General features: G+C 63.9%; 22 protein-coding genes. 11 read left to right on the forward strand and 11 right to left on the reverse strand.

Annotated elements, in window-relative coordinates; translation table 11 throughout:
* Window positions 1-125: 125 nt before the first annotated feature.
* The 6 genes from J0I79_RS16025 to gcvA all read right to left on the reverse strand — a co-directional run bounded on the left by J0I79_RS16025 (window position 126) and on the right by gcvA (window position 8,623).
* The gene (locus J0I79_RS16025; RefSeq protein WP_292860393.1) at window positions 126-1,427 is read right to left on the reverse strand and encodes an ABC transporter substrate-binding protein; all 1,302 of its coding nucleotides are present in this window, start codon (window positions 1,425-1,427) and stop codon (window positions 126-128) included.
* Between the two features lie 152 nt (window positions 1,428-1,579).
* Window positions 1,580-3,022 (reverse strand): hypothetical protein, encoded by a 1,443-nt coding sequence (locus J0I79_RS16030; protein ID WP_292860396.1) that lies wholly within the window; start codon window positions 3,020-3,022, stop codon window positions 1,580-1,582.
* A 252-nt stretch (window positions 3,023-3,274) separates the two neighbouring features.
* A complete protein-coding gene (pncB, locus tag J0I79_RS16035; RefSeq protein ID WP_292860399.1) occupies window positions 3,275-4,579 on the reverse strand; it encodes a nicotinate phosphoribosyltransferase in 1,305 nt (434 codons plus the stop codon).
* A 151-nt stretch (window positions 4,580-4,730) separates the two neighbouring features.
* On the reverse strand, window positions 4,731-5,168 hold the full coding sequence (locus J0I79_RS16040; protein ID WP_137931438.1) for a hypothetical protein: 438 nt from the start codon (window positions 5,166-5,168) through the stop codon (window positions 4,731-4,733).
* Between the two features lie 166 nt (window positions 5,169-5,334).
* Complete coding sequence (locus tag J0I79_RS16045) at window positions 5,335-7,470, reverse strand: caspase family protein (protein WP_292860404.1); 2,136 nt, start codon at window positions 7,468-7,470, stop codon at window positions 5,335-5,337.
* A gap of 178 nt (window positions 7,471-7,648) precedes the next feature.
* Window positions 7,649-8,623, reverse strand: coding sequence for a transcriptional regulator GcvA (gene gcvA, locus J0I79_RS16050; protein WP_292860407.1), 975 nt, complete (start codon window positions 8,621-8,623; stop codon window positions 7,649-7,651).
* Window positions 8,624-8,832: 209 nt separating this feature from the next.
* Between gcvA and speB the strand changes: the two genes are divergently transcribed.
* From speB to J0I79_RS16075, 5 genes are all read left to right on the forward strand, one after another.
* Window positions 8,833-9,894 (forward strand): agmatinase, encoded by a 1,062-nt coding sequence (gene speB / locus J0I79_RS16055; protein WP_292860410.1) that lies wholly within the window; start codon window positions 8,833-8,835, stop codon window positions 9,892-9,894.
* An 80-nt stretch (window positions 9,895-9,974) separates the two neighbouring features.
* A complete protein-coding gene (locus J0I79_RS16060) occupies window positions 9,975-10,781 on the forward strand; it encodes a transporter substrate-binding domain-containing protein (protein ID WP_292860413.1) in 807 nt (268 codons plus the stop codon).
* A gap of 6 nt (window positions 10,782-10,787) precedes the next feature.
* Window positions 10,788-11,444: an amino acid ABC transporter permease gene (locus tag J0I79_RS16065; protein ID WP_292860416.1), complete on the forward strand. Its 657-nt coding sequence runs from the start codon at window positions 10,788-10,790 to the stop codon at window positions 11,442-11,444.
* Window positions 11,441-12,088, forward strand: a complete 648-nt coding sequence (locus J0I79_RS16070) for an amino acid ABC transporter permease (RefSeq protein WP_292860419.1) — start codon at window positions 11,441-11,443, stop codon at window positions 12,086-12,088. The genes J0I79_RS16065 and J0I79_RS16070 overlap by 4 nt, the downstream gene beginning before the upstream one ends.
* A gap of 119 nt (window positions 12,089-12,207) precedes the next feature.
* A complete protein-coding gene (locus tag J0I79_RS16075) occupies window positions 12,208-13,071 on the forward strand; it encodes a dienelactone hydrolase family protein (protein WP_292860422.1) in 864 nt (287 codons plus the stop codon).
* A 39-nt stretch (window positions 13,072-13,110) separates the two neighbouring features.
* On the opposite strand, the gene J0I79_RS16080 is transcribed toward J0I79_RS16075, so the two are convergent.
* Entirely contained in the window at window positions 13,111-14,514 is a 1,404-nt protein-coding gene (locus tag J0I79_RS16080) for an MATE family efflux transporter (RefSeq protein WP_292860425.1), read from the reverse strand.
* Between the two features lie 242 nt (window positions 14,515-14,756).
* On the opposite strand from J0I79_RS16080, the gene J0I79_RS16085 reads away from it, so the two are divergent.
* The 6 genes from J0I79_RS16085 to ugpC all read left to right on the forward strand — a co-directional run bounded on the left by J0I79_RS16085 (window position 14,757) and on the right by ugpC (window position 21,157).
* Window positions 14,757-15,674 carry an AraC family transcriptional regulator gene (locus J0I79_RS16085; RefSeq protein ID WP_292860428.1) on the forward strand — a complete coding sequence of 306 codons (918 nt, stop codon included), beginning with the start codon at window positions 14,757-14,759 and terminating at the stop codon, window positions 15,672-15,674.
* Window positions 15,675-15,913: 239 nt separating this feature from the next.
* Window positions 15,914-17,188 carry an extracellular solute-binding protein gene (locus J0I79_RS16090; RefSeq protein WP_292860431.1) on the forward strand — a complete coding sequence of 425 codons (1,275 nt, stop codon included), beginning with the start codon at window positions 15,914-15,916 and terminating at the stop codon, window positions 17,186-17,188.
* Window positions 17,189-17,327: 139 nt separating this feature from the next.
* Window positions 17,328-18,194, forward strand: coding sequence for a sugar ABC transporter permease (locus J0I79_RS16095; protein WP_292860434.1), 867 nt, complete (start codon window positions 17,328-17,330; stop codon window positions 18,192-18,194).
* Window positions 18,191-19,003 (forward strand): carbohydrate ABC transporter permease, encoded by an 813-nt coding sequence (locus J0I79_RS16100; protein WP_292860436.1) that lies wholly within the window; start codon window positions 18,191-18,193, stop codon window positions 19,001-19,003. The genes J0I79_RS16095 and J0I79_RS16100 overlap by 4 nt, the downstream gene beginning before the upstream one ends.
* Before the next feature lie 15 nt (window positions 19,004-19,018).
* Window positions 19,019-20,065, forward strand: coding sequence for an NAD(P)-dependent alcohol dehydrogenase (locus tag J0I79_RS16105; protein ID WP_292860439.1), 1,047 nt, complete (start codon window positions 19,019-19,021; stop codon window positions 20,063-20,065).
* Between the two features lie 3 nt (window positions 20,066-20,068).
* Window positions 20,069-21,157 (forward strand): sn-glycerol-3-phosphate ABC transporter ATP-binding protein UgpC, encoded by a 1,089-nt coding sequence (gene ugpC / locus J0I79_RS16110; RefSeq protein WP_292860442.1) that lies wholly within the window; start codon window positions 20,069-20,071, stop codon window positions 21,155-21,157.
* Between the two features lie 24 nt (window positions 21,158-21,181).
* Here the strand turns inward: ugpC and J0I79_RS16115 are convergent, their stop codons facing one another.
* Genes J0I79_RS16115 through J0I79_RS16130 form a run of 4 tightly spaced genes read right to left on the reverse strand, consistent with a single transcriptional unit; the run spans window position 21,182 to window position 24,329 of the window.
* Complete coding sequence (locus J0I79_RS16115; RefSeq protein ID WP_292860445.1) at window positions 21,182-21,940, reverse strand: ABC transporter ATP-binding protein; 759 nt, start codon at window positions 21,938-21,940, stop codon at window positions 21,182-21,184.
* Window position 21,941: 1 nt separating this feature from the next.
* The gene (locus J0I79_RS16120; RefSeq protein WP_292860448.1) at window positions 21,942-23,009 is read right to left on the reverse strand and encodes an iron ABC transporter permease; all 1,068 of its coding nucleotides are present in this window, start codon (window positions 23,007-23,009) and stop codon (window positions 21,942-21,944) included.
* Window positions 23,009-23,713 (reverse strand): hypothetical protein, encoded by a 705-nt coding sequence (locus J0I79_RS16125; RefSeq protein ID WP_292860450.1) that lies wholly within the window; start codon window positions 23,711-23,713, stop codon window positions 23,009-23,011. The genes J0I79_RS16120 and J0I79_RS16125 overlap by 1 nt, the downstream gene beginning before the upstream one ends.
* Window positions 23,706-24,329: a hypothetical protein gene (locus tag J0I79_RS16130; RefSeq protein ID WP_292860453.1), complete on the reverse strand. Its 624-nt coding sequence runs from the start codon at window positions 24,327-24,329 to the stop codon at window positions 23,706-23,708. Before J0I79_RS16130 ends, J0I79_RS16125 begins: the two co-directional genes overlap by 8 nt.
* Window positions 24,330-24,337: the final 8 nt, after the last annotated feature.

The raw sequence follows: 24,337 nt of genomic DNA on the forward strand, positions 1-24,337 counted from the left end.
CCCGCATGTCGACTTTGGCGATTGGCGAAACCCGAAGTCACGTCAAATCCCCCCCATTCAGGGGGAGATGTCCGGCAGCACACAGAGGGGGGCCTGGGCGCTCACGCTTGGCGCAGAAGCAATGCTCACAGCGCCTGCGTCGTATAATCCCCTTCGGCCTCGTAGAGTCCGTCCTCGATCTTGGTCTTGTGGACGACCTTGAGCTTGCCGCCCTCGACCTTGGAGATATTCTGGATGCCGAAGCACTGATGGATCTTGCCGTTGAAGGTCTTCGGTCCCTGCGGATGCTCCGGCCCTTCGGCGAATTCCTTCAGCGCCTCGGTCGCCTCGACCAGCTTGGCGCGGTCTTCGGGGCCCTTGTAGCCGGCGTCTTCCATCGCCTTCTTGACGACGTACAGCGTTTCCCAGCAGCCGAACATGTGCGCGGCGGTGGAGACATCCTTGGGGTCGCCGACGGCAGCGCCATTGTCGTCGATGCCGACGGCGGCGCGGTAGGCCTTCTGCGCGGCGGAATCGTCGGCCTGCGCATAGCGCGGCGAGCCTTCCCAGAAATGGCTGCCGTCGAGGAATTCGAGCCCCGGGCTGTTGATGTCGACGGCTTCCAGGGAATCGATGAAGCCGAACAGCTGCGGCCTCTGCGAGCCATAGAATTCACCGAGTTCCTTGACGAAGGTGAGCACGGCCGGCCCGACCATGACGTGGTAGATCACCTCGGTCTCGGCCGGGATCTGCGGGAAATATTTGGTGAAGGACGATTCCGTCGGCGGGATGGCGATCTGCGCGATGACGTCGGCGCCTTGCGCCTTCAGCGCCGGCGGCAGGTAGTCGCGATGGTCGTAGCCGAAGGCGAAATCCGGGAAGATCTGCGTCACCTTCTTGCCGGCATTGGCCGCGATCCACGGCGCCATCGACTGGATCTGGCTCTTCACATCGGTGATACCGGGCTGGAAGACGTAACGGTTCAACTTGGTCGAGGCGACGTGATGGCCCTCGCTGACGACGAAATAGGGCATCTTGGCCTCGCCGGCGGCGGGCGCGGAGCCGATGACGACATGCGAGAACAGCGTGCCGAAGACGATGTCGGTCTTGTGCTGGGTGGCGAACTTGCCGACCACCTCGGCGCCACGGCCAGGATCGGTGCCGTCATCCTCGATAATGACCTCGACCGGGCGGCCGTTGATGCCGCCGGCATCGTTGATCGCCTTGATCGCGGCGGCGGTGGTCTTCTCATACCAGCGGCCATAGGCGGCGCCGATGCCGGTGCGATGCGACTGGAAACCGATCTTGATCGGCGCCGAGCTCTGCGCCTGGGAGTAGCGGACGAAACCGGGCGCCATGGCTAAGCCGGCGCCGGCCGCCAGACCCTTCAGCGCCGTGCGGCGGCTAAGGCCTGACTTCGAGAGATTGAAGGTCTTGCTCTTGTCCATATGCCGTTCCCCTTGTTCAGCGTTAGGAGCGCGAAGTCCGCTCACGTCCGGAAGTCGAAAAATTGCATGTGTACAAACTAAATCACCAAAGTCCGGACACGGCAATGCCGGTTCCCTAAGGGAAATGACGTTTATTTTCCAGTGCAAACGGATCAACCGACGGTCGGTGTCGCCAGCAGCCACAGGCCGAAGACGGTATAGGCGATCATCAGCAGCGTGAGCGGAAACTGGCTGAGCGCGGCGCGGGCAGGTTGCGGGTGCAGGCGCCAGGCAAAGCCGTGCGCGACGAGCACCGCCAGCACATGGCCTGCTATGATGGCGCCGGCCTGGATATTCCACAGCCACCAGGCGGAGCTCGCACCGGCGACGATGCCGGCCTCGATCTGCATGTCGGCGGTGCCGAACAGGTTCCAGCCCAGCGCGAAGGGGTCGGACAGCGCGGCCAGTGCATATTGGCCGTCGACGAGCATCGCCGTCAGATAATGCGCGACATGATAGGCGAGCGCGATCGGCACGATCGACCACACCAGCAGTCCCGCCGCCTGACTGAAAGGCCGGTCGGCGCCGGCAAGGCGCTGTCCGAGCCGGACGGCAAGCAGGAACACCGCCGCCAGCAACACGAAGGTCAGGACAAGGCCGAAACTGCCGCTGCCGATCACTGCCGTGCGGCCGGGGAATTCGAGCGGATTGATGTTGAACAGGCCGAGCCAGAAGAAGGTTTTCGACAGTCCGTCAAAGGAGACGGACGAAAGGGCCAGCAGCAGGAAGGCGATGCCGCTGGAGGGCAGCGGTTCCGCCGTCAGCAGTTTTGCGCCCGGCCAGCACAGGTCGAGCCGGCCATCTTCGTCGCGTTCGATCGGCGCGAAGCGCGCCACCATGGAAAAGAAGACGCCGAGGAATTCGCCGCTCCGGCTCCACCTGTCATAGCCGAATGCGAGCATGGCCAGCAAGGTGAGCAGCCAGTAGAGGCCGGCGGCAAAGGCGAGCCGCGCCGGATCGTCGGGCGCCGGATCGATGAGCTCGAACCAGGCAAAGGCGAAGAACAGGGCAACGGCCGGCCAGCAGCCAAGCCATCGGGGAAGACGCCAGGCAGCGGCTTCATCGCTTCTGCCGGTCAGGCGCAACAGCAGCCGCCAAGGCCCGTACCAGGGGTTGAGCCATGACCAGAGATCGCCGAAGACACCTTGCAGCAGCGTGAGGCCCGCCCACAGCAGCGTCCAGATGACAAGCGGCAACGGGTTGGACAGCGGATCGCGGCTGCCGAAAAGGCCGGCGGCGATGAGGATTGCAAAGCCGGCAAAGGAGGCCAGGCTGACCAAAATGCGGGCGTTGTCAGTGAAGGTGAAAAGCCGCAGGCGACGGCACCAGAAACGGTCGAGGACGGTAGGCGGCAGCAGCGCCAGCACGAGGAAGCTGACGGCGACGGCGAAGGCGCCGCCGATCAGGTAGTAGCCGGTTGGCAGAAGCAGGACGTGGCCGCGGTCGGAGGCGTGGGCGAAGGCTGGTGTGGGGAAGCCGAGCAATAACGCGCCAAGCAAGAACGCCAATGACTGGCGGCAGCGTTCTAGGGCGCCCCCCTCTGTCCTGCCGGACATCTCCCCCACAAGGGGGGAGATCGGCAGTTGGTCTGATCGGCGCTTTTCTTGCGGCATTGAAGATTGGCGAAAGCGGAGATCACAGCCAATCTCCCCCCTTGTGGGGGGTGAGGAGTGGTCCGCGTAGCGGACGGAAAGCCAATTGCTTGGCTTTCCGAACAACGAACGCCCTGAGCGACAGCGAAGGGCCGGGTCCGGCAGGACAGAGGGGGGCGCCGTAGAACGCTGCCTATCCAAGAGCCCCGTCACCCCTCACACCTTGACCAGTTGCTCCACGCGATCCTTCGCCCCAAAAATCCTGAGATAGCGCTCGATCTCTTTCTCGTCGCCCGTCGCCTTGGCCGGGTTGTCGGAAAGCTTCACCGCCGGCCTGCCATTGGCCTCGGTCACCTTGCAGACCAGCGAAATGGCGTCCAGGCTGTTGGTTTCCGTCGGCGCGCAGCCTTCGAAGTCATTGGTCAGGTTGGTGCCCCAGCCGAAGGACATGCGCACCTTGCCCTTGAAGTGCCGGTAGGTCTCCTCGATCGTTTCGACCTCCAGCCCGTCGGAGAAGATCAGCAGTTTCTGCTTGGGGTCCTTGCCCTTCTCGCGCCACCAGGACAGGATTTTCTCACCGCCCTCGATCGGCGGCGCGCTGTCGGGGCGGAAGCCTGTCCAGTCGGCCACCCAGTCCGGCGCGTCGCGCAGGAAGGACGCGGTGCCGAAGGCATCGGGCAGCACGATCAGGAGGTTGCCGCCATAGTAGCGCTGCCAGTCCTGGAGCACCTTGTAAGGCGCCTGCTTCAACTCCTTCTCCGAATTGGCAAGCGCGGCGAACACCATCGGCAGTTCATGCGCGTTGGTGCCCAGCGCTTCGAGGTCGTTGTCCATCGCCAGAAGCACGTTGGACGTGCCGGTGAAGGCCTCGCCAATGCCTTCCTTCAAGGCTTCGACGCACCAGCGCTGCCACAGGAAGGAGTGGCGCCTGCGCGTGCCGAAATCGGAAATGCGGATGCCGGGCAGCGCCTTCAGCCGCTCCGTCTTGGCCCACATCTTGGCCTTGGCGCGGGCATAGAGCACATCGAGCGCGAACGGCCCGAAGGCCCGCATCGCCGCGCGCGACCGCAGTTCGTTGATGATGGCGAGCGCCGGGATTTCCCACAGCGTGGTGTACATCCATGGGCCGCTGAAGGAGAGCTCGTACTGGCCATCGCGCCTGGAAAGCTCGTAGTCCGGCAGCCGGAAGCCTTCCAGCCAGGCCAGGAACTCCGGCTCGAAAATCTGCTTGCGGCCGTAGAAATTGTTGCCGCCCAGCCAGATCATCTCCTTCTTGGAGAAGCGCAGCGTGCGGGCATGGTCGAGCTGTTCGCGCAGTTCGCCTTCATCGATCTCGTCGGCAAGCTTCACCGATGTGGTGCGGTTGATCAGCGAGAAGGTGGCGTCGACCTTGGGGTACATGCCCCAGATCATCTGCAGCATCAGAAGCTTGTAGAAATCCGTGTCGAGCAGGCTGCGCACGATCGGATCGAGCTTCCAGGTGTGGTTGTAGACGCGCCGCGCAATATCGGTCCTGGCCATGTCTCGTTTACCGCCTTCGCTGCCTGCCTGTCACAATCGCGACAGGCCTCATAGCATCGAATTGGCCAGAACGCTGCCCGCTTTCCGGCTGGCCCGACAAAAAGAAAACCCTGCGGCAACAGCCGCAGGGTTCCCTTTCATGACGTTCGGATCAATAGCAGTAGTAGGCGTATTCGCAGTAGCCGTTCCAGTAGCAGTAATACTGCCAGTAGCAGACCGCCTTGGAATTGGCCTTTGCCATGGTGCGGACGTCGCCGGCAACCTTGGTGATCAGTTCGTCACCCTGGGCAAGGCCTTCGGCCTTCTTCAGCACCGTCTCGATGTCGAAGCTGGCGCCCTTGTCGCCCTGCTGGCCGTCGGCCAGCACGCGGCCGGGAACACTGGCCACCATCTTCGCTGCCGTCACCAGGGCGAGAGCGTCGCCCTTGGCTTCGCCATAGCTTTCGAGCGCTCGCGCCGTCTGCAGGATCTGGCGGCCTTCGGCCTGCTGGGCAGCCGAGATGTCGGGTTTCTTGTCTTCCGCGAGCGAGGCGCCCGCAGTGAGGCTGGTGGCGGCCAGAAGGCCGGCAAGAAGCAGTTTCTTCATCATTGGTCAGTCCTCTGTTGTATCGGTTGCATTACCCCCACCGGTGGTTTCATCGTTGCCGCCGGCGCTTCCCCAATCCGATGCCGCCTCCCTTCGCAGCGAAATCAGTTGCGGACCTCACGGGCGCCGGCCATGCCGCCGCCTATTCCTTCCTGCCGAAAGGGCAGGCCTATTTGCCCATCACGGTCGTAAATGGCCGGATGTCGATCGACATCTCCTCATCGATGCGCGGTGATTTGCTCGCGGATGTCCGCGTCATGTCATTCAGGCCCGTCGAAACCAGATCCTGCAGGTCGGACAGGTCCGACGCCGTGGCATCGCCCACGGAAGCATCGCGCACACCTTCCTGCTCGAGGTTGTCAAAGACCGTATGCGCCTTGCCCAGCCCGGGTACGGCGATGAGAACCAGGCGCTGGTCGCTGGCCGCCGAACCGCGGTCGATCTGCGCGATATCCGCATTCTTGTCTTCACCGGGGGCGATCCGGTTGATCGTGCCCTGGGCCGGCCACAGCGTGGTGATCGAAAAATCCTGACCGATCAGAAGCACGGTCACGTCGGCGGGCTTGGAGCCGCCATTGTGCATTTTGACCGATATGATGTCGCAGTCGCCGAGATGCGGCGCCGGTCCTGCCTCGGCCGGCGGCTCATAATCGGCTCGGTCGTCGGAACACGTCTTGGCGGCCACGGCCTGCGGCTTTGCCCTGGCAACCAGCATCTGCGTTTCCAGCCCGATCGCCTGTCCAGCCGCGCTGCCCGCCAGGCGCTGCAGCGCCAGCGCGCGCGCCATCCGGTTGATGGCCGCTGCCACCGTGGAAGCAGCGGCGGAAGGGTTGTCGGGCAGGGTTAGGCGTGGCGACGAGCCCGGTCCGTTCTGGTCGACATGACCACCCGTGGCGGAAAAGGCCAGCTTGCCGTCGACGAGCGCCACCGCGATATCGTAGCCGCTCGACCTCAGCGATATGCGCTTGGACAATGCATCGGACGTCAACGCCGCGCGCAGCGCGCCGATCGCCGGCGCGTAGTCCCTGCCGTCCGCCGGGTTCAGCCTTACCGGTTTGGACAGGGTCACGGAAAAATCGACGCCGGGTTCGACGACGCGTGCGAAGCGCCCTTTCTTGAAGGCGGCCTCATCCGGCATGGCGGGGCAGGCCCCGTCCTTGAGGGCAACCGGACAGGGCCACGCGATCTGCGTCACCACGCTTCTGGTCGCGCCGGCGCTTTCGATGACGCCATGGGCTACCGCGTCCGCATCCGGCGCGGCAGGATCGGTATAGAGCGACAGGATCGTGCCGTCGTTGAGGCCGGCAAGCTGGCCGGCCTGGAGATCTCCGGCATAGATCGGCCATTGCCTGACGACGGGTGCCGTGCCCAGCCTGAGCACCGGATCGTCGATCAGCGTGCCCTCCAGGTCCGGCGTCTGCGTTGCCATCAGCGTGTTGCGCTTGATGTCGGCGACCACGGCCTGATGCAGTGTCCGGTATGTCAGGTTTGGCGTCTGGTTTAGCCGGCTCAGCATTGTGTAGGTGAACACGCCGTAGCTTTCGCCGTCAGCCGCTCCCTTCGGCGTCTTCTCCAGCGCAACCTCGGTGGTCTGCGCGGCGTAAAAGAACGCGGCGCGCCCTCGCCCCTTGGGCGGTGGCTTTTGCTCGAGCGCGATGGACCGTTCCGACGACACCTTGTCGGGAGGCTCGCCAAGGTCGGCCGGGTCGACGCCCCGGCCTCGGGCGTCGTCGCCGAAGACATCGCGAAAGCCGCTGGCGGAGTGGCACGCGTCGATGACGCCGAAGAAATCGGCGCCCTTGTCGAGTATGCGCTGAACCCGCTGCCCCAGCTCGTCATCGACGATGGCGCGGTCGACGCTTTCGCCGTTCCATCGGCCGATGTCGTAGGGAAGGAAGATCTGGTCGAGACCGCCTTCCTCGTCGCCATTGAGGTCCGGCTGTTGCGAGCCGTGTCCCGAAAAATAGAAGACAATGAGATCGCCTTCGCGAGCCGTGTCCGCGAGATGATCCAGCCCCGCCAGGATCGCCTCTCTGGTTCCCGGTCCTGGCGCCGCTATGCCGGCGGCGAGTCCATTGACGCCATCGGCAAGCACAGTGACATCCGCCGCCGGGACCCCAAGACGAACGAATGTGTTGGCCACCTCGCGCGCATCGTTCTTTGGTCCGACAAGGTGAATGGCTTCAGGGAGACTTGGATAGCCGGACACGCCGACGACAAGCGCCCTTGTCTCGGCATGCACCAGCGTACAGCCGAGCAGAAACACGCCGGCAAAGACACACAGCCGCCCCAAGCGCACAATCATGCCGCTCGCCCACCGCTATTTTAGCCCCGGCTCATAATCACAAACCGCGGCAGCCCATGTCCAGTTAAATCGTCAAGTTTGTCCGCCTGATGACCGTTTAAGGGCACCAGTACCGGCTTTTCATCCCGACAAGATGGATTTGCCTTGCGGTGTATCGCGTTTCGCAGCCCATCGGCCGTCAGGGAGTGCCCCTGGCGCCGACAACTCTCAACTTCGGACGTTTGCGGCGGCTCACCGCCCTCCCGCCCGCCGGCGCGTGGGCCCGCCCGTCGTCCTGCTCCTTCTCGGCAAAGAGCCAGTCGATGAACACCTGGACGATCGGCGCCGTCCGCATTTCGTTGCGACAGACGACATAGAAATCATCGACCGCCGGCACCGAGAGGCTGAACGGCGCCACCAGCATGCCCCGGGCCAGCAGCGCACTTGCCGTCACGGAGTCGCCAAGCGCCACGCCATGGCCGTGCACCGCGGCCTCGACGGCCATGCGGGCGTCGCCGAGATGATGGCGCCGCCCCCGTTCGAGATCCAGCGCATCGGCTGCCGCCAGCCATGTGTGCCATTCGCGGCCGTCGTCGCCATGCAGGAAGACATGGTCGGCGAGATCCCTGACGCTGCGGACCGGACGGTTGTTGATCAGGGTCGGGCTGACCACGGGAAACAGTTCCAGGCCCGACCATTTGCGCATCCAGCAATCGGTCCAGCCGCCATTGCCATAATGCACGCAGACATCGATCTGCGGCGCCCTGATATCCCGGGGGTCGTTGGAGGGGATCAGCGTCAGCTGGATGTCGGGATATTGCGCGGTGAAGCTGCCGAGCCGCGGCGTCATCCACAAGAGCAGCAGCGCCGGCACGCAGGACACAGAAAGCGCGCCGCTGCTTGCCGGTCGCGTCAGCCGCTGGGTGGCGGCGGCGATGCCGTCGAAGGCGGTCGAAACCGCCGGCAGAAGCTCCGCTCCATGCGGCGTCAGCTTGACCCGCTGGCCCGATCGTTCGAACAGCTTGACGCCGAGCGATTGCTCCAGTGCCTTGATCTGGTGGCTGACGGCGCCATGCGTGACATTCAGTTCGCTCGCCGCCTTGGTCAGCGACCCATGGCGCGCCGTTGCCTCGAAGGCGCGCAGCGGATTCAGGGGTGGCAGGCGCTTGGCCATTCGGTTCTCGATAGTTTGTGAGTTTTTCTCACAGAAAACACCCTAACAATATCAATTGCTTTTTCAATGGGACTGCCGGACACTTTGGTCCAGAGCAGCATCAAGACATGAAATCTGCAGGCAGCCAGCGGGCAAGCGACCGGCGGGTCAGAGCCCGGTTCGATTGACTTGACCGGTGGCAAGACAGCGTAAATCGAGGAGGAACGGATATGGGTTACAACACCGACAAGCTCGACGCGTTGCGTCGCAAATATGGCGAGAGCCATGGCGGCGAGATGTTCGACCCGAAGTTCCGCAAGGTCGCCGACAAGATCTTCTCCAAGAGCGGCACGCGGCTGGCGCCCTATGCCGGCATCCCGACCTTCCTCGCCGCTCCCTATCGCGAAGTCTCGGCTGAAAACCCCGATTTCGGCGACCTGCAGGTCGCCATGATCGGCGTGCCGATGGACCTCGGCGTCACCAACCGGCCCGGCTCGCGCTTCGGGCCGCGCGCATTGCGCGCCATCGAGCGCATCGGCCCCTACAATCACGTCCTGGAATGCGCGCCGACGCATGAGCTCAGGGTCGCCGACATCGGTGACACGCCTTTCCGCAGCCGCTATCGGCTGGAGACCAGCCATGAGGACATCGAGCGCCGCACCAACCAGATCGTCGACGCCGGCGTGCTTCCTCTCTCTGTCGGCGGCGACCATTCGATCAGCCATCCGATCCTGAAGGCGGTCGGCAAGAAGGCGCCGGTCGGGCTCATCCACATCGACGCCCATTGTGACACCAGCGGCCTGTTCGACATGACCAAGTTCCACCATGGCGGACCCTTCCGCAACGCGGTGCTGGACGGCGTGCTCGATCCGACGCGCACCATCCAGATCGGCATCCGGGGCTCGGCCGAATATCTGTGGGAGTTCACCTACGAGTCCGGGATGACCGTCGTTCACGCCGAGGAGGTGACCGGGTTGGGCATTCCCGCCATCATCGAGAAGGCGCGCAAGATCGTCGGCGACGGCCCAACCTATGTCTCCTTCGACATCGACAGCGTCGATCCGGCCTTCGCGCCGGGCACCGGCACGCCGGAGGTCGGCGGGCTGACGACGCGCGAGGTGCTCGAACTGCTGCGCGGTCTCAAGGGCCTCAACATCGTCGGCGGCGACGTCGTCGAGGTGGCGCCGCAATACGACTCCACCACCAACACGGCGCATGCCGGCGCCCAGGTGCTGTTCGAGATATTGAGCCTGATGGTGTTCAGCCCTGCAATCACAAGCAAGGGCGGCTGATCTTCAAAAGCAGAGGCGGCCGCCGCGCTGGAGCCGGCGGCCGACCCGGACAACCAAAAGCTTCCAGAAGGGGAATGAAAATGACGATCCGCATGACGCTGAAATCATCCATCGCCGCCATTCTGGTGCTGGGCGCCGGTCTCGGCCTTGCCACGCAGGCGGCCAGCGCCGACGCACTGGCCGACATCACCAAGGCCGGCACCATCAATGTCGGCGTTTTCGCCGACTTCCCGCCCTTCTCGTCGGCCAGCGCCGACATGAGCCTCAAGGGCTATGACATGGACGTCGCGCAATACATAGCCGACACGCTCAAGGTGAAGCTCAATCCGGTCGCCGTCACCGGCCAGAACCGCATCCCCTACCTCAACGATCATCGCGTCGACATCTTGATGAGCGTCGGCTACTCGAAGGAGCGCGAGCAGGTCATCGACTTCGCCGCCGCCTATGCGCCTTACTACATCGCCGTGATCGGTCCCGCCGCGATGAGCGTGAAGGGCAAGGAAGACCTCGCCGACAAGTCGATCGCCGTCAATCGCGGTACGCTGGAGGACACCTCGCTGACCGAGGCCGCGCCCGCCTCGGCCGACATCAAGCGCTTCGACAACTACAACGCCGTCATCCAGGCCTTCATCTCTGGCCAGACGCAACTGATGGTGGTCGGCAACGATGTCGGCGCGCAGGTGCTGGCCAAGCAGGACGCGTTGAAGCCGGAGCAGAAGTTCCAGCTTCTGACCTCGCCCTCCCATATCGGCCTCAACAAGAATGAGGACGCCTTGAAGAAGGCGGTCAACGACGCCGTCGCCAAGATGCTTGCCGAGGGCAAGCTGGACGAGAGCTCGAAGGCCTGGCTGAAGACGCCGCTGAACCCCGACAACCTCAAGGACTGAATTCCCATGGCTTTCGGCTGGCTTCCGGGGGCCTTGGGCGACATCGCGCACGGCGCGGCGACGACGATCCTTTTGATCGCCGTCACCACGCTGGCAGGAACGCTGCTCAGCATGCTGGGCGCGGCGGGGCGGCGCAGCGGTCCCGCGCTGCTGAAGCAGGCGATCGCCTGGTATGTCGAGGTGATGCGCAACACGCCGTTCCTGGTTCAGCTGTTCTTCATCTTCTTCGGACTGCCCAGCCTCGGCATCCGGCTCGACCCGATCCTGGCCGCCATGCTGGCCATGACGCTCAACAGGGCAGCCTACACGATCGAGATCGTCGGCGCCGGTCTCGACGCGGTGCCCGGCGGGCAGACCGAGGCGGCGCTGGCGCTTGGGCTCAGGCCCCGCCAGGTGTTCGTCAAGATCGTGCTGCCGCAGGCGCTCAAGGTGATCTATCCCGCGCTCACCAGCCAGATCGTCATCATGATGCTGGAATCGGCCGTGGTGTCGCAGATCGCAGTGCGCGAGCTGACCTATGAGGCTGATATGCTGCAGGCGCGCACCTTCCGCTCCTTCGAGACCTATTTCGTGATCACGCTGGTCTACCTCGCTTTGTCGATGGCTTTGCGCCGGCTTCTTGTCGCGGGCGGGCGCCGAGCGCTGGGAGCCGGCGTGTCATGATCGAGTTCACCCTCTGGGACATCGTCCGCAATCTTCTGTTGGCCACGCGCTGGACAGTGCTGTTGTCGCTGGCCGCCTTCGTCGGCGGCGCCCTTGTCGGCATGGTCGTCCTGTTCTTCAGGATATCCAAGAAGACATGGAGCCGGCGCCTCGCCTCCGGCTACATCGCCCTGTTCCAGGGAACGCCGCTGCTGATGCAGCTTTTCCTGATGTTCTTCGGCCTGCCGATGCTGGGTCTGCGCATCGAGCCATGGACGGCGGCCGTGCTCGGCCTCACCTTTTTCGCCAGCGCCTATCTCGCCGAGATCTGGCGCTCCGGCGTCGATGCGCTGCCGCTCGGCCAATGGGATGCCGGCGCCAGCCTCGGCCTGCACTATCTGCAGGAGTTGCGGCTGATCATCCTGCCGCAGGCCTTCTCCATCACCCGCGCGCCGACGGTCGGCTTTCTGGTGCAGCTGATCAAGTCGACGGCGCTGACCTCAATCATCGGCTTCGAGGAACTGGTGCGGACCTCCAATGCCATCAACAACGCCACCTTCGAACCGTTCAAGGTCTATGGGCTGGTAGCGCTGATCTTCTTCCTCATGTGCTTTCCCCTTACGCAATATGCGCGGCGGTTGGAACGGCGGGGGCCAGGGCGCTAGAAGCCGCGCGATCCCGAAGAAGCCTCCAGCGCGGTATCCGCGCCACACAACCGTGATTTGCAGCGGGCCGGCCTGCGCTACACTGTATGCATCCCGGTTTCGAGGAGAGGGTGCTGGCGATGCGGACGAAATATCTTCCCGCTCTAGCCGGTTTGGCCATCTTGTGGACGGCCTCGTCGAGTGTCGCCGCCGCGCAGACACCTGACCGCATCATTATCCCGGCGGACGGCAAGAACGAACCGGCGGCGCTGGATGCTATGGTCTTCAAGCCGCAAGGGCAGGGGCCGTTTCCGGCGATCGTTGCCATGCATGGCTGCAGCGGCCTGTGGAGCGCGAAAGACAAGACGCAACTCAGCCCGCGCCATGCCGACTGGGGCGAGCGGCTCGCGGCGCTCGGCTATGTCGTGATCTTTCCCGACAGCTATGGCTCGCGCGGGCTAGGCCCGCAGTGCCGGAACGACGACCGTCAGGTCGAGCCCTATCGCGAGCGGGTGGAGGATGCCAATGCCGCCCGCCGCTACCTCCAGACTTTGCCCTATGTGAAGCCGGATGCCGTCGCTCTGCTCGGCTGGTCGAACGGTGGCTCGACCGTTCTCTACACGGTCCGCCCAAAGGATACGCCGAAGCCGGAGTCGCCGGATTTTCACGCGGCTGTCGCTTTCTATCCCGGCTGCAGCGCCCTGGCCGACAAGAGTGATTGGGCGACGCGTATGCCGCTTCTCATCCTGATGGGCGATGCCGACGACTGGACCCCGGCCAAGCCGTGCAAAACACTCGCGGCCGCCAGTCCCGACAGCGTGAAGCTCATCCTCTACCCCGGCGCCTATCATGATTTCGACAATGAAGCGCAGCCGCTTCATGAACTCCACGGTCTGGCCTTCACCGCCAATGGCGACGGTGTCGCGCATACGGGACTGAACCCGGCCGCCCGTGCGGCGGCGCTCAGGGACGTGCCCGATTTCCTCGCTGTGCTGAAGCAGTAGTGCTTGGATGGATGGCCGCAACAAGGCGGCCATCCTGCCTCAATGCCCGAACGCCAGCGACGGCGCGATGCGGTCGCGCCGCAGCCAGCGTGCCAGAAGCAGGGCCGCCACGACAGCCAGACCTGATGCCAGGCCCATCCATATGCCGACGCCGTGCAGGCTGAAATGGAAGGCGAGCAGCACGCCGAGCGGCAGGCCGATGCCCCAATAGCCGATCGCGGCATAGATCATCGGCACCTTGGTGTCGTGCAGGCCGCGCAGCATGCCCGCCGTAACCGCCTGGGCGCCGTCGAAGATCTGGAAAAGTGCTGCAAAGACCAGGAACGAAACGGTCAGCGTGATGACCCTGGCGTTGGCGGGATTGCCGACGTCGATGAAGGCGCTGATCAAAAGATGCGGCCACAGTATCATCACCAGCCCCATCAGCGCCATGAACGAGACGCCAATGACGAACGCCGTCCAGCCGGCGCGCGATACGCCTTCAGGATTGCCGGCGCCATGCGCCAGCCCGACACGCACCGTCACCGCCTGGTTGAGGCCGAGCGGCACCATGAACGAGATCGAAGCGATCTGCATGGCGATGGCGTGCGCGGCCAGAGAATCCGCATCGATCAGCCCCATAAGCAGCGCCGCCGCGTTGAAGATCGTCACCTCGAAGGCGAGGATGCCGGCGATCGGCAAGCCGAGCTTGAGCAGGCCCTTGAAGCGCGGCCAGTCGGACCGCCAGAAGCGGCCGAACAGACGGTAGCGCCGGAACTTCTTTTCCCACATCACCACGACGGCCATGCCGGCGAACATCAGCGTGCTGGACAGCGACGTGGCCAGGCCTGAGCCGGCTATGCCCATGGTGGGGAAGCCGAGATTGCCGAACATGAAAACCCAGTTGAACAGCACGTTGCAGGCGACGGCGACGAAGACGATGATCAGCGCCCAGCCCGGCCGCTCCAGCGCCGAGATGAACGAGCGCAGCACGATATAGCCGTAGAAGGGCAGCACCGCCCATTCGAGCCAGCGCAGATAGATGCCCGCGGTATGGGCGAGCGCCGGTTCCTGGCCCATCGCCAGCAGGATTTCCTCGCCGTGCCAAAGCGCGATCCAGATCGGAATGCTGATGAGGATCGCCAGCCACAGGCCCTGCCGCACGGTGCGGCGCAGGTCGCGCACCGAATGCCGATTGCGGCCAAGCTCGGTGGCGATCATCGGCGAGGTCGCCAGCATCAGGCCGAGACCGAAGATCAGCGGCATGAAATAGAGGTTTGCGCCAAGCGCTCCAGCCGCCAGCGTGTCGGCCCCAAGACGCCCCATCATCATGACGTCGGTGGCCGTCATCGCGGTCTGGCCGAGATTGGTCAGCACCATCGGCCAGGCAAGCGCCAGTGTCGCCCTGATTTCCTGACGCCAAAGATTTGCCGGCGCGCGCGCGCCGGTTTCGATCGCAGACATTGCTCCGCTCTTTCAGAACACGGCGCGTCGGGAAAAGCCCGGAAGCCGTACAACAAACGGCACGAAATGGCGCCGTTTGCGCCGTCTATTGAACGAAATGCGACACAATGGCAAGGGAGGAGGCGCGGGCAGCCATTGAGCCAGCGAGCCTGCCGCAGGCTCGGCGTTCCCTTGGCGTCCCTGCTTTGCTACGATTTTTGCCGGATCTGCAAATCCGGCAGGATGTGTCGGGAGGTGAAGATTTGCCGTTCAGGCGCAGAAAGAACACCGCCGCCATCCCGCGCACCGCGCCGGCCTTCGAGCATATCGTCACCGAGGCCAGCGACAGTTTCCTGTGGCGGCTGGACGACTATCCCTGGGAGCGCAATGTCTGGAACTTCCATCCGGAATACGAAATCCACCTCCTGCGCAAATCCTCCGGCGTCGTGCTGGTCGGCGACCACATCGGCGAATTCGGTCCGGGCTACCTGACCATCGTCGGCGGGGGCCTGCCGCACGACTGGGTGACCGCGGTGCAGCCTGGAGAGCTGATCGAGGGCCGCGACATCGTCCTCCAGTTCGATCCCGAGCGCCTGCGCGGATCGGCGGGCCTGCTGCCGGAACTGCGTGAGCTGGAGCCGTTCCTCGAACGGTCGCTGCGCGGCATCGTCTTCCACGGCAGGACCGCGCTGGACGGCGCCGACCTGATGGAGCGGATGGGCGAGGTGCGCGGTCTGGCCCGGCTGCAGCTGTTCCTGCGCCTTCTCGACCTGCTGGCCGGCACCGATGAATACGAGCTCCTGTCGTCGCCGGATTTCTCGCCAGCCCTCGATGCCGCCTCGCTGGACATCATCCAGCGCACGCTGATCTATCTGTTCCAGCATTTCGCCGAGGACCTGAAATTGCCCGAACTGGCGGAACAGGCAGGCATGAGCGAAAGCACATTCTCGCGGTTTTTCCAGAAGAACACCGGCAACGCCTTCAGCGACCATCTCGCCAAGCTCCGGCTCTGGCAGGCCTGCAAGCTGCTGGCCGACACCGATATCCCGATCACCGACATCTGTTTCCAGGTCGGTTACATGAACATTTCCAACTTCAACCGCGCCTTCCTGCGCAGGCATCGGATGACACCTTCGTCCTATCGCCGGCTGTCGCGGCAACGGCTGACATTGCGCGCCTGAGCAGCCTGCCCATGAGGCTTACCGACGGCGCCGGTACTCATGTGACGAGCAGAGTCGATCAGCCAGCCTTTTTGCGCCGCACAATGCATAAAAGTACAGGTCTGCTGCAAGGGCGCTTCTAGCCGGGGCCACTGCAACGCCGCATTTTGGCGTCGGGTGGCATGTCGCTCGGGCGACGGTGAGGATCGCGCAACCCGGGGACAGCCACTTCCCGCGAAGTGTTCTGGAGGAGAAAAATCATGAAACCAAATAGGCTCGCTGCGAGTTTGGGCGCAGCTTTCGTGCTTACCGCTTCCGTTTCAACCATGGCCCTGGCGCAGGCGCCGGTCTGCTCGGCGCCGGTCAAGGTGCTGGCGCAGCCGCGCGACGGCTTGACGCTGCTGGAAGACTCCAAGGACGAGTTCAAGAAACTCTCCGGCGCCGGCTTCCAGATCGATTATCTCAACGAGAATGACCGCCGGGCAAAGTCGCGCGCCGATGCGTCCACCGTCGGCAATTACAACGTCTACTATGTCGACGAAGCCAATGTCGCGCTGTTCGCCTCGTCGAAATGGATCGTTCCGCTCGCCGATTATTATCCGGCTGACTATGACTACGCCGACTTCGACCCCGGCCGCCAGAAGGTCGCCACCTATGACGGCAAGGTCTGGTTCGCGCCGCTCACCGGCGGCGGCGACCTCATGGTCTACCGCAAGGACGTGCTGGAGGCCGCCGGCATCCAGCCGCCCAAGACGCTGGACGACCTCATCGCCGACGTGCCGAAGCTGACCAATGCCGACAAGGGCATGTACGGCATCGCGCTACGCGGCGCGCGCGGTTCGGGCGCCAATGTCTGGCGCTGGATGCCCTTCTTCAAGGCCTATGGCGGCAAGTGGTTCGACGGCGACAAGCCGGCCTTCAATTCCGAGGCCGCCGTCAAGGCGACGGAAACCTACCTCAAGCTGTTCAAGGATTCGGCGCCCGGCACACAGACCGGCAGCTGGGATGAATCGACCGGCGCCTTCCTGTCCGGTCAGGTCGCCATCCTTGTCGAATCGACACCGCTGTCGGGCATGGCGGTCGATCCCAAGACCTCGCAGGTGGTCGGCAAGATCGGCTTCCTGCCGCCGCCCTCGCCGCTGCCGGGCGGCGGTTACGGCCACGGCCTCGCCATCGCGGCCAAGGCCAATGCCGACGACGCTTCGAAGAAGTGCGCGGGTCTGTTCATCGCCTGGGCGACGTCGAAGGAAAACGAGAAGCGTCGGCTCGACGCGCATCAGTTCGGCGAGCTGAACCGCACCAGCATCCTGTCCAGCAAGGAATTCGCCGACATCTACGGCGCCGACCTCGGCCAGGCGCTCGCAGAGACCGGCAAGGTCACGGCGGTCAACTTCTGGCAGGACCCGCGCTGGCCCGATCTTGGCGACCGCTGGGGCATCATCCTGGAAGAGCTGGTCACGGGAACGCGCACCGACATCAAGGGCGGCCTCAACGAGCTCGAGGCCTACGCCAACGACCTGGTGAAGAAGAAGTAATCCTCCCGCCCGCGGCGCGCGGGCCACGGCATTCCAGTGAATGCCGGGACCTGTGCGCCGCGGGATTTTTAGCACGGGCCACAGGCTTTCGAGAGAGGGCCGCGTGGCCAGGCATCCCTGATAAAAGCGAGTTTAGGCAATGCGCCGGCGCTCATCCCTGCCCGTCACTTTCGTCGTTCCCACGCTCGCCATTCTGCTGGTGCTGTCGATGGTGCCGACGCTCTACGCCATCGTCATCGCCCTGCAGAACCGTGAGTTGAGTTCGGCGGGCTATTCCTGGGTCTGGTTCGCGAATTTCGTCGATCTCTTCCTCGACCGCCGGTTTCTCAACGCGGTCTGGGTCTCGGTCAAATGGGAGATCGTCACTGTCGTCGCGACCATGGTCGTGGCGATCGGGCTCGGCGTGCTGATGTTCGAGGTCGCCTCGCCGCGCCTGCGCAATCTCTATTGCCTGCTGTTCATCATTCCGGTGCTTTTGCCGCGCGTCTCGGCGGCCTTCGTCTGGAAGTTCGCCTATCATCCGCTCTACGGCATCGCCACCTATCCCTATCGCCTGTTGACCGGCGGGCTCATCTTCGACCCGCTGTCGAAGCCCGGATCGGCTCTGTTCGCCGTCGCCTCGGTCGACGTCTGGCAATGGGGCCTGTTCTTCGCCGTCATCGTGCTGAAGCTGCTCGAAACCTTGCCCCCGCAGCCGATCGAAGCGGCGCGGCTCGACCATGCCAGGCGCTGGCAGATCCATGCCTATGTCACCTTGCCGATGCTGAAGGCGCCGCTGATCAGCCTGATGTTCGTCAAGATGATCGAGTCGCTGCGCTCTTTCGACCTGATCTACGTCATGACGCGCGGCGGCCCGGGCGTGGCGACGGAGACGCTCGACATGTACGCTTTCTCGCAAGGCTTCATCGAATCCGGCAAGGTCTCCTACGCCTCGGCCATGGCCGTGCTGATGATGATCGCCACCGTCATCACCTTCACCATGCTGTGGAAGCGGGTGCAGGCATGAGAACCGGCAGGCTGATCGGCCAGGCCGTCCTGGCAGTCGCGGGCTTCGTGGCGGTGTTTCCGCTGCTGTGGACGGCGCTCAACTCGCTGAAGAACAATGTCGATATCATCACCCGCGTGCCGCGCGTGGTGTTCACGCCCACGCTTGCCAACATCAGCTATATTCTCGGCCGCGACAGCGTGCTGACCGGCCTCTACAATTCCGTCGTCGCCTGCGGTTGCGCGGTGCTGATCGGCGTTGTGCTCGGCCTGCCCGCCGCCTACGCCGTGGCGCGCTATCCCAACCGCTGGGCCGGCGACATCCAGTTCTTCGTGCTGTCGCTGCGCTTCCTGCCGCCGGTGGCGGTGGCCATCCCGCTGATGGTGATCTGGTTGCAGATCGGTCTCTACGACACTTTGCCGGCGTTGATCGTCACCTACTCGCTGCTCACCATCTCGGTGATCATGTGGCTGGCGATACCTGCCTTCCAGGCCGTTCCCAAGGAGATCGAGGAAGCCGCCTTCGTCGACGGCTATGGCGCCTATTCAGTGTTCTGGCGCATCGCCTTGCCGGTCGCGGCGCGCTCGCTGGCTGGTGCGGTCGCCTTCAGCTTCGTGCTGGTCTGGAACGAGTTCCTCATCGCGCTGATGCTGTCGAGCTCCAACGCCAAGACCTTGCCGATCGTTGCTTCCGAACTCTCCCAGCAAGGCATGAATGTGCCGTGGGGCATCCTCAACGCCTCGGTCGTGCTGCTGTCGCTGCCGCCGCTGCTGTTCCTCGGCGTGCTCAGCGGCTTCCTGAATTCCGTGTTCCGGCAAAAAAAGACTTGATGCGAGGATTGGCCGATGCAGGCTCTGGTACTTGAGAAAAAAGGCGAACTGTCGCTGCGCGAGATCGCGCTGCCGCTCGATGTCGGACCCAACGACGTCAAGGTCGCCATCCACACGGTCGGCGTCTGCGGCAGCGACGTGCACTATTATACGCACGGCGCCATCGGCAGCTATGTCGTGCGCGCGCCGATGGTGCTTGGTCACGAGGCCTCGGGAACGGTCGTCGAGGTCGGCGCCAACGTCACCACATTGCAGGTTGGCGACCGCGTCTGCATGGAGCCTGGCGTACCGAACCTGTCGTCCCGCGCGGCAAAACTCGGCATCTACAATGTCGATCCGGATGTTCGCTTCTGGGCGACACCGCCCATCCACGGCGTGCTTGCGCCCTATGCGGTTCACCCCGCCGCCTTCACCTACAAATTGCCCGACAATGTCTCCTTCGCCGAGGGTGCGATGGTCGAGCCCTTCGCCATCGGCATGCAGGCGGCGAGCCGCGCCCGCATCGTTCCGGGCGATGTCGCCGTCGTCGTCGGCTGCGGCCCGATCGGCATCATGATCGCGCTTGCCGCCCTTGCCGGAGGCTGTTCGAAAGTGCTGATCTCGGATTTCTCCGCACCGAAGCTCAAGATCGCCGCGCAATATGCCGGAATCGTGCCGGTCAATATCGGCGAGCAGTCACTGTTGGATGCCGTCGCCGCCGCGACCGGCAATTGGGGCGCGGATATCGTCTTCGAGGCCAGCGGTAGCCCGAAGGCCTTCGCCGACCTGTTCGATGTCGTGCGGCCGGGCGGCGCTGTCGTGCTGGTCGGACTGCCCGTCGAGCCGGTGGCCCTCAACGTGCCGGCGGCGATCTCGAAGGAGGTGCGCATCGAGACGGTGTTCCGCTATGCCAACATCTTCGACCGGGCCCTGCAGCTCATCGCGTCCGGCAAGCTCGACCTCAAGCCGCTGATCACCGGCACCTATGCTTTTGCAGACAGCATCAAGGCTTTCGAGCGGGCGGCCGAAGGCAATCCGCAGGACGTCAAGCTGCAGATCCTGCTTTCCGGCGAAAAGGGCTGACCCATGTCCGCGATCACCTGCTCCCACGTCGACAAGGCCTATGGCGCCACGACGGTCATCCGCGATCTCAATCTCTCGATCGAGGAGCATGAATTCGTGGTGTTCCTCGGCCCGTCCGGCTGCGGCAAGTCCACCTTGCTCAGGATGCTGGCCGGGCTGGAGGACATCAGCGGCGGCGAGGTCTCGATCGGCGGCAAGGTGGTCAACGACCTCGAGCCCGGCGACCGCGGCATCGCCATGGTGTTCCAGAACTATGCGCTCTATCCGCATATGACGATCTTCGACAACATCGCCTTCGGGCTGAGGCGCCAGAAGGTGCCGGCGCCGGAGATCCAGAAGCGCGTCGGAGCGGTTGCGGCGACGCTCGGTCTGGAGCCCTATCTCGGCCGCAAGCCGACCGAGCTTTCCGGCGGCCAGCAGCAGCGCGTCGCCATCGCGCGCGCCATGATCAAGACGCCCAAGGTGTTCCTGTTCGACGAGCCTTTGTCCAATCTCGACGCCAAGCTGCGAAACCATATGCGGGTCGAGATCGCCCGGCTGCACCAGTCGCTGAAGACTACCACCGTCTATGTCACCCATGACCAGCTGGAGGCGATGACGCTTGCCGACCGCATCGTGCTCCTGCGGGACGGCGTCATCGAGCAGGTCGGCTCGCCGGCCGAAATCTACGGCCGGCCCGGCAATCTGTTCGTCGCCGGTTTCATCGGCACGCCGAACATGAATTTCATCGAGGTAACGCCGGCCAGGACGGAGAACGGCTGGACCCTGACCGGCGCCGGAGCGGTCCTGGCGATCGAAGGTTCCGGCTTCCATCTGCGTCAGGGCGAGCGCGCGGTGCTCGGCATCCGGCCCCCAGACCTGAAGACGGCTGGCGCCGCCGCCGGCGGCAACCTGCTGCAAGGCACCGCCGACCTCATCGAGTTCCACGGCAATGACGCGCTGGTGACGTTCGGGTCCGGCGGCAAGGAGATCAGCGCGCTCGTGCCGGCCCGCGAATGCCCGGCGCTTCGTGCCCCGGTGCGTTATACGTTCGAGGAGGAGAGCATCCATTTGTTCGACGCGGCATCGGGCGTGTCGCTGCGCAGGCGGTGACTTGATACGCTCCGGATCCTTGCATCAGCGGTCGATGGAGGCATAGCTCGCCACGATACTCGATGTCTGGCCTTCGCCCGTAGTATAGGCCAGCTTCTTCATTGAGATGGCGTAGAGCGCGGACAGTTTTTCCTCCGTGCACATGCTGGCGACGGGCCCTTCCTCATTGTGCCCGGCGCCGTATAGCAGGATTGCCCGGTTTGCGATTTCCAGAGCGTGGGTTGGCTCGTGCGTCGTCATCACGATGGTCAGGCCGCGCTCGGTTGAGAGCCGGCGCAGCATCGATAGAACGACGGCCTGATTGCGAAAATCGAGCGCCGAGGTTGGCTCGTCGAGAAGCAGGATATCGGCTTCCGATGCCAGAGCGCGCGCGATCAGGACTAGTTGACGCTCTCCGCCTGACAATGTTCCAATCGAGCGCCGGGCGAAAGCCTGCAATCCTACGGTCTCCAGAGCCTGTGCCGCGCGCTGCCTGTCCACCGCTGTCGCATTGGAGAACAGTCCGACATGGCGAGCCCGACCCATCAGCACGACGTCGAACACCGAATAGGCGAAAGGTGACGCAAAATGCTGGGGGACGTAGCCGACGATGCCCTTGCTTCGGATCGAGCCCGCCGTCGGCGAAATCAAGCCAGCCATGCATTTGAGCAACGTTGTCTTGCCGCGTCCGTTTCGGCCCAGAAGCACCAGTGTCTGGCCCGGTGCGAGGGAGAACGACAGGTCGCAAAACAGCCAGGGCGCGTTCGCCGCATAGCGAAAGCCCAGCGACTGCGCCTCGATCACGCTACCAGCCCTCATTGTGCGTGCGGTGCAGAAGGATCATGAAGACCGGCGCACCAACGATGGCGGTCAGCACGCCAAGCGGGATTTCGGCTGGTATCAGCGATCGCGCCATGACATCGACAAGCAGCATGAAGCTGGCGCCGAGCAGAGCCGACGCCGGCAGCAGCCGCATGTGATCGGGGCCGACCAGCGACCGTGCAAAATGTGGCACCACCAGCCCGACCCAGCCGATTATCCCGGAATTGGCGACACTGGCCGCCGTGATGCCGGTCACGCAGCATAGAACAAGCCATCGGGTCGGCTCGACCTTGAGGCCAAGGCCGCGGGCTTCCTCATCGCCCAGCGACAGGATGTTTATGCGAAAGCGCATCAGCATGAGCGGCAAGGCAAAGACCGCCACGATCGGCACCATCAGCAGCGCGCGCTCGGGCGTGGCGCTGGCAAACGACCCCATCAACCAGAAAACGATGGCCGGCAAAGTGTCATTGGGATCGGCGAGATAGGTCGCGAGCGAAACCAGTGCCGAAAACAGCGCCGAGATGACCACGCCCGACAGCACCAGCATCAGGATCGACGAACGGCCTGCCTTGCGGCTCATCATCACGACCAGCAACAGCGCCGCCAGGCCAAAGGCGAAGGCCATCGACCAAAGTGCGGCCGCGCCAAGCCCGAGCAGAATGGCGAACACACCGCCGAATGCCGCGCCCGAGGACACGCCGATGACATGTGGGTCGACCAGGGGATTGCGGAACACGCCCTGCAGAACCGCGCCCGAAAGCGCCAGGCCGGCGCCGACGAAGCCGCCGATCAGCATGCGCGGAATGCGCACCAGCTCGACCACGCGCCACACCGGTTCGGCAACACCGGCACGGCCGGGTCCGATGCCAAGCCAGCCTGAAACCAGTGTTGCGAGATCGCCAAGCCCGACGCTGTAGCGGCCAATCGACAAGGACGCGATCATCGCCGCCGCCAGCAGTACGACAAGGGCAGGGATGGCCAGCCCGATGCCGATCGCCTGGGCGTCGGCGGAGCTTGCCGTGGTGCTGGTGTCGTCGACGGCCGATGGCATCACGCAGGACCCGTCCGCGTCGGCGGCGCTAGGGCGACAGGCTCGTCGGTAAAGACCAGAGCCTTCAGTATGTCGTGGAAAAGATTGGGCTCAAAGCGCGGGTCCGAGCAGAACTGTTCGATATGGTCGCCATTGTGCATGAAGACCTTGCCACCGCCGGGCATGCGCCAGACCCAGTCCACCGGCCCTTCATGGATGGTGCCGTCTGGCGTCGGCCCGCCGATCAGGCAGAGCCACTGCGCGCCTTCGGGCGCATCGGCATAGCCACGCGCATATTGCCCCAGGATCCCCTCATGCCGATGGAAGTTCTCGAAGTCCATGCGGCCGAAATAGGCGCCCGGCGCGGCGGGGCGGATCATCCAGTTGGTGAACGGCTTCGGCGTGACGGGTTTGAACGGCGAAAGGCAAGGCAGCCACGGAATGATGATGTGACCGTTGATGAGGAAATGACCACCCGAGGCGAGATAGTCGACGAGTTTCGCCTCGATCGACTTCAGGAAAATCTGGTCGTGCATTCCTGACAGGAACAGTACGTCGACATCGCCGAGGTCCATGGCCTCGAGGTCGTAGATATCGACCGGGCTGTAGCGCCAGTCCTGCGGCACCAGCCCGCCGACACGGTCGATATTGTAGCTCCTTGTCGAGCGCACATAGACGAGATGCGGTCTGTGCCCGCCGCGAAAATCGGTCTTTGCCTCACTCACCTGCCGTCACCTCTGTCTTGAGCCAGGGATAGAAGCGGTTGAGGAAACGCGTTGTCGCCGGCATGAAGCGGCGGCCGTGGTGGGTGTGCGGATCGATGGTCGAGGCAATCAGCCGGCCGCCCCCATCGACCGGCAGGTCGAACATCAGGCAACCCTCATCATTGTCGATATTCAGGATTGGCGTCGCGTCTTCGGGAAAGCGGAAGGCGCCGAAAAAGTGCCAGCACATGTCGGCCAGGGGAATGGCCTTGGCCATCGAATGGTGCGGGTTGGGTTGATAGGCCTCCATGCGCCCGCCCGGGCGCATCCACCACTTCCAGTCTTCCGTTTCGCGGCTGAACCACTGCACGGAGACGACATCGAGCCATTCGTCCATGCGGTTCGGTTCGAACACGAGGAGGAATCCGCCCTGCGCCAGATAGTCGTTGAGTTGGCGCGCGTGTCGGCGCAAGAGATCCTGGTTGGAGAAATCGGGGACGACGATTGCCTTGAACGCCGTCAGGTCGACGCGATCGATGAAGCGCAGATAGATTTCTTCATCGATATGGGCCTTGTAATCCTGATAGCACTGCAGCTGCGCGCCATCACCCGACGTGACAAAGCCGATATCCTTCACGGCATCGC

Origin of the sequence: Mesorhizobium sp., from assembly GCF_017306585.1 — a bacterium.
Classification (GTDB): domain Bacteria; phylum Pseudomonadota; class Alphaproteobacteria; order Rhizobiales; family Rhizobiaceae; genus Mesorhizobium.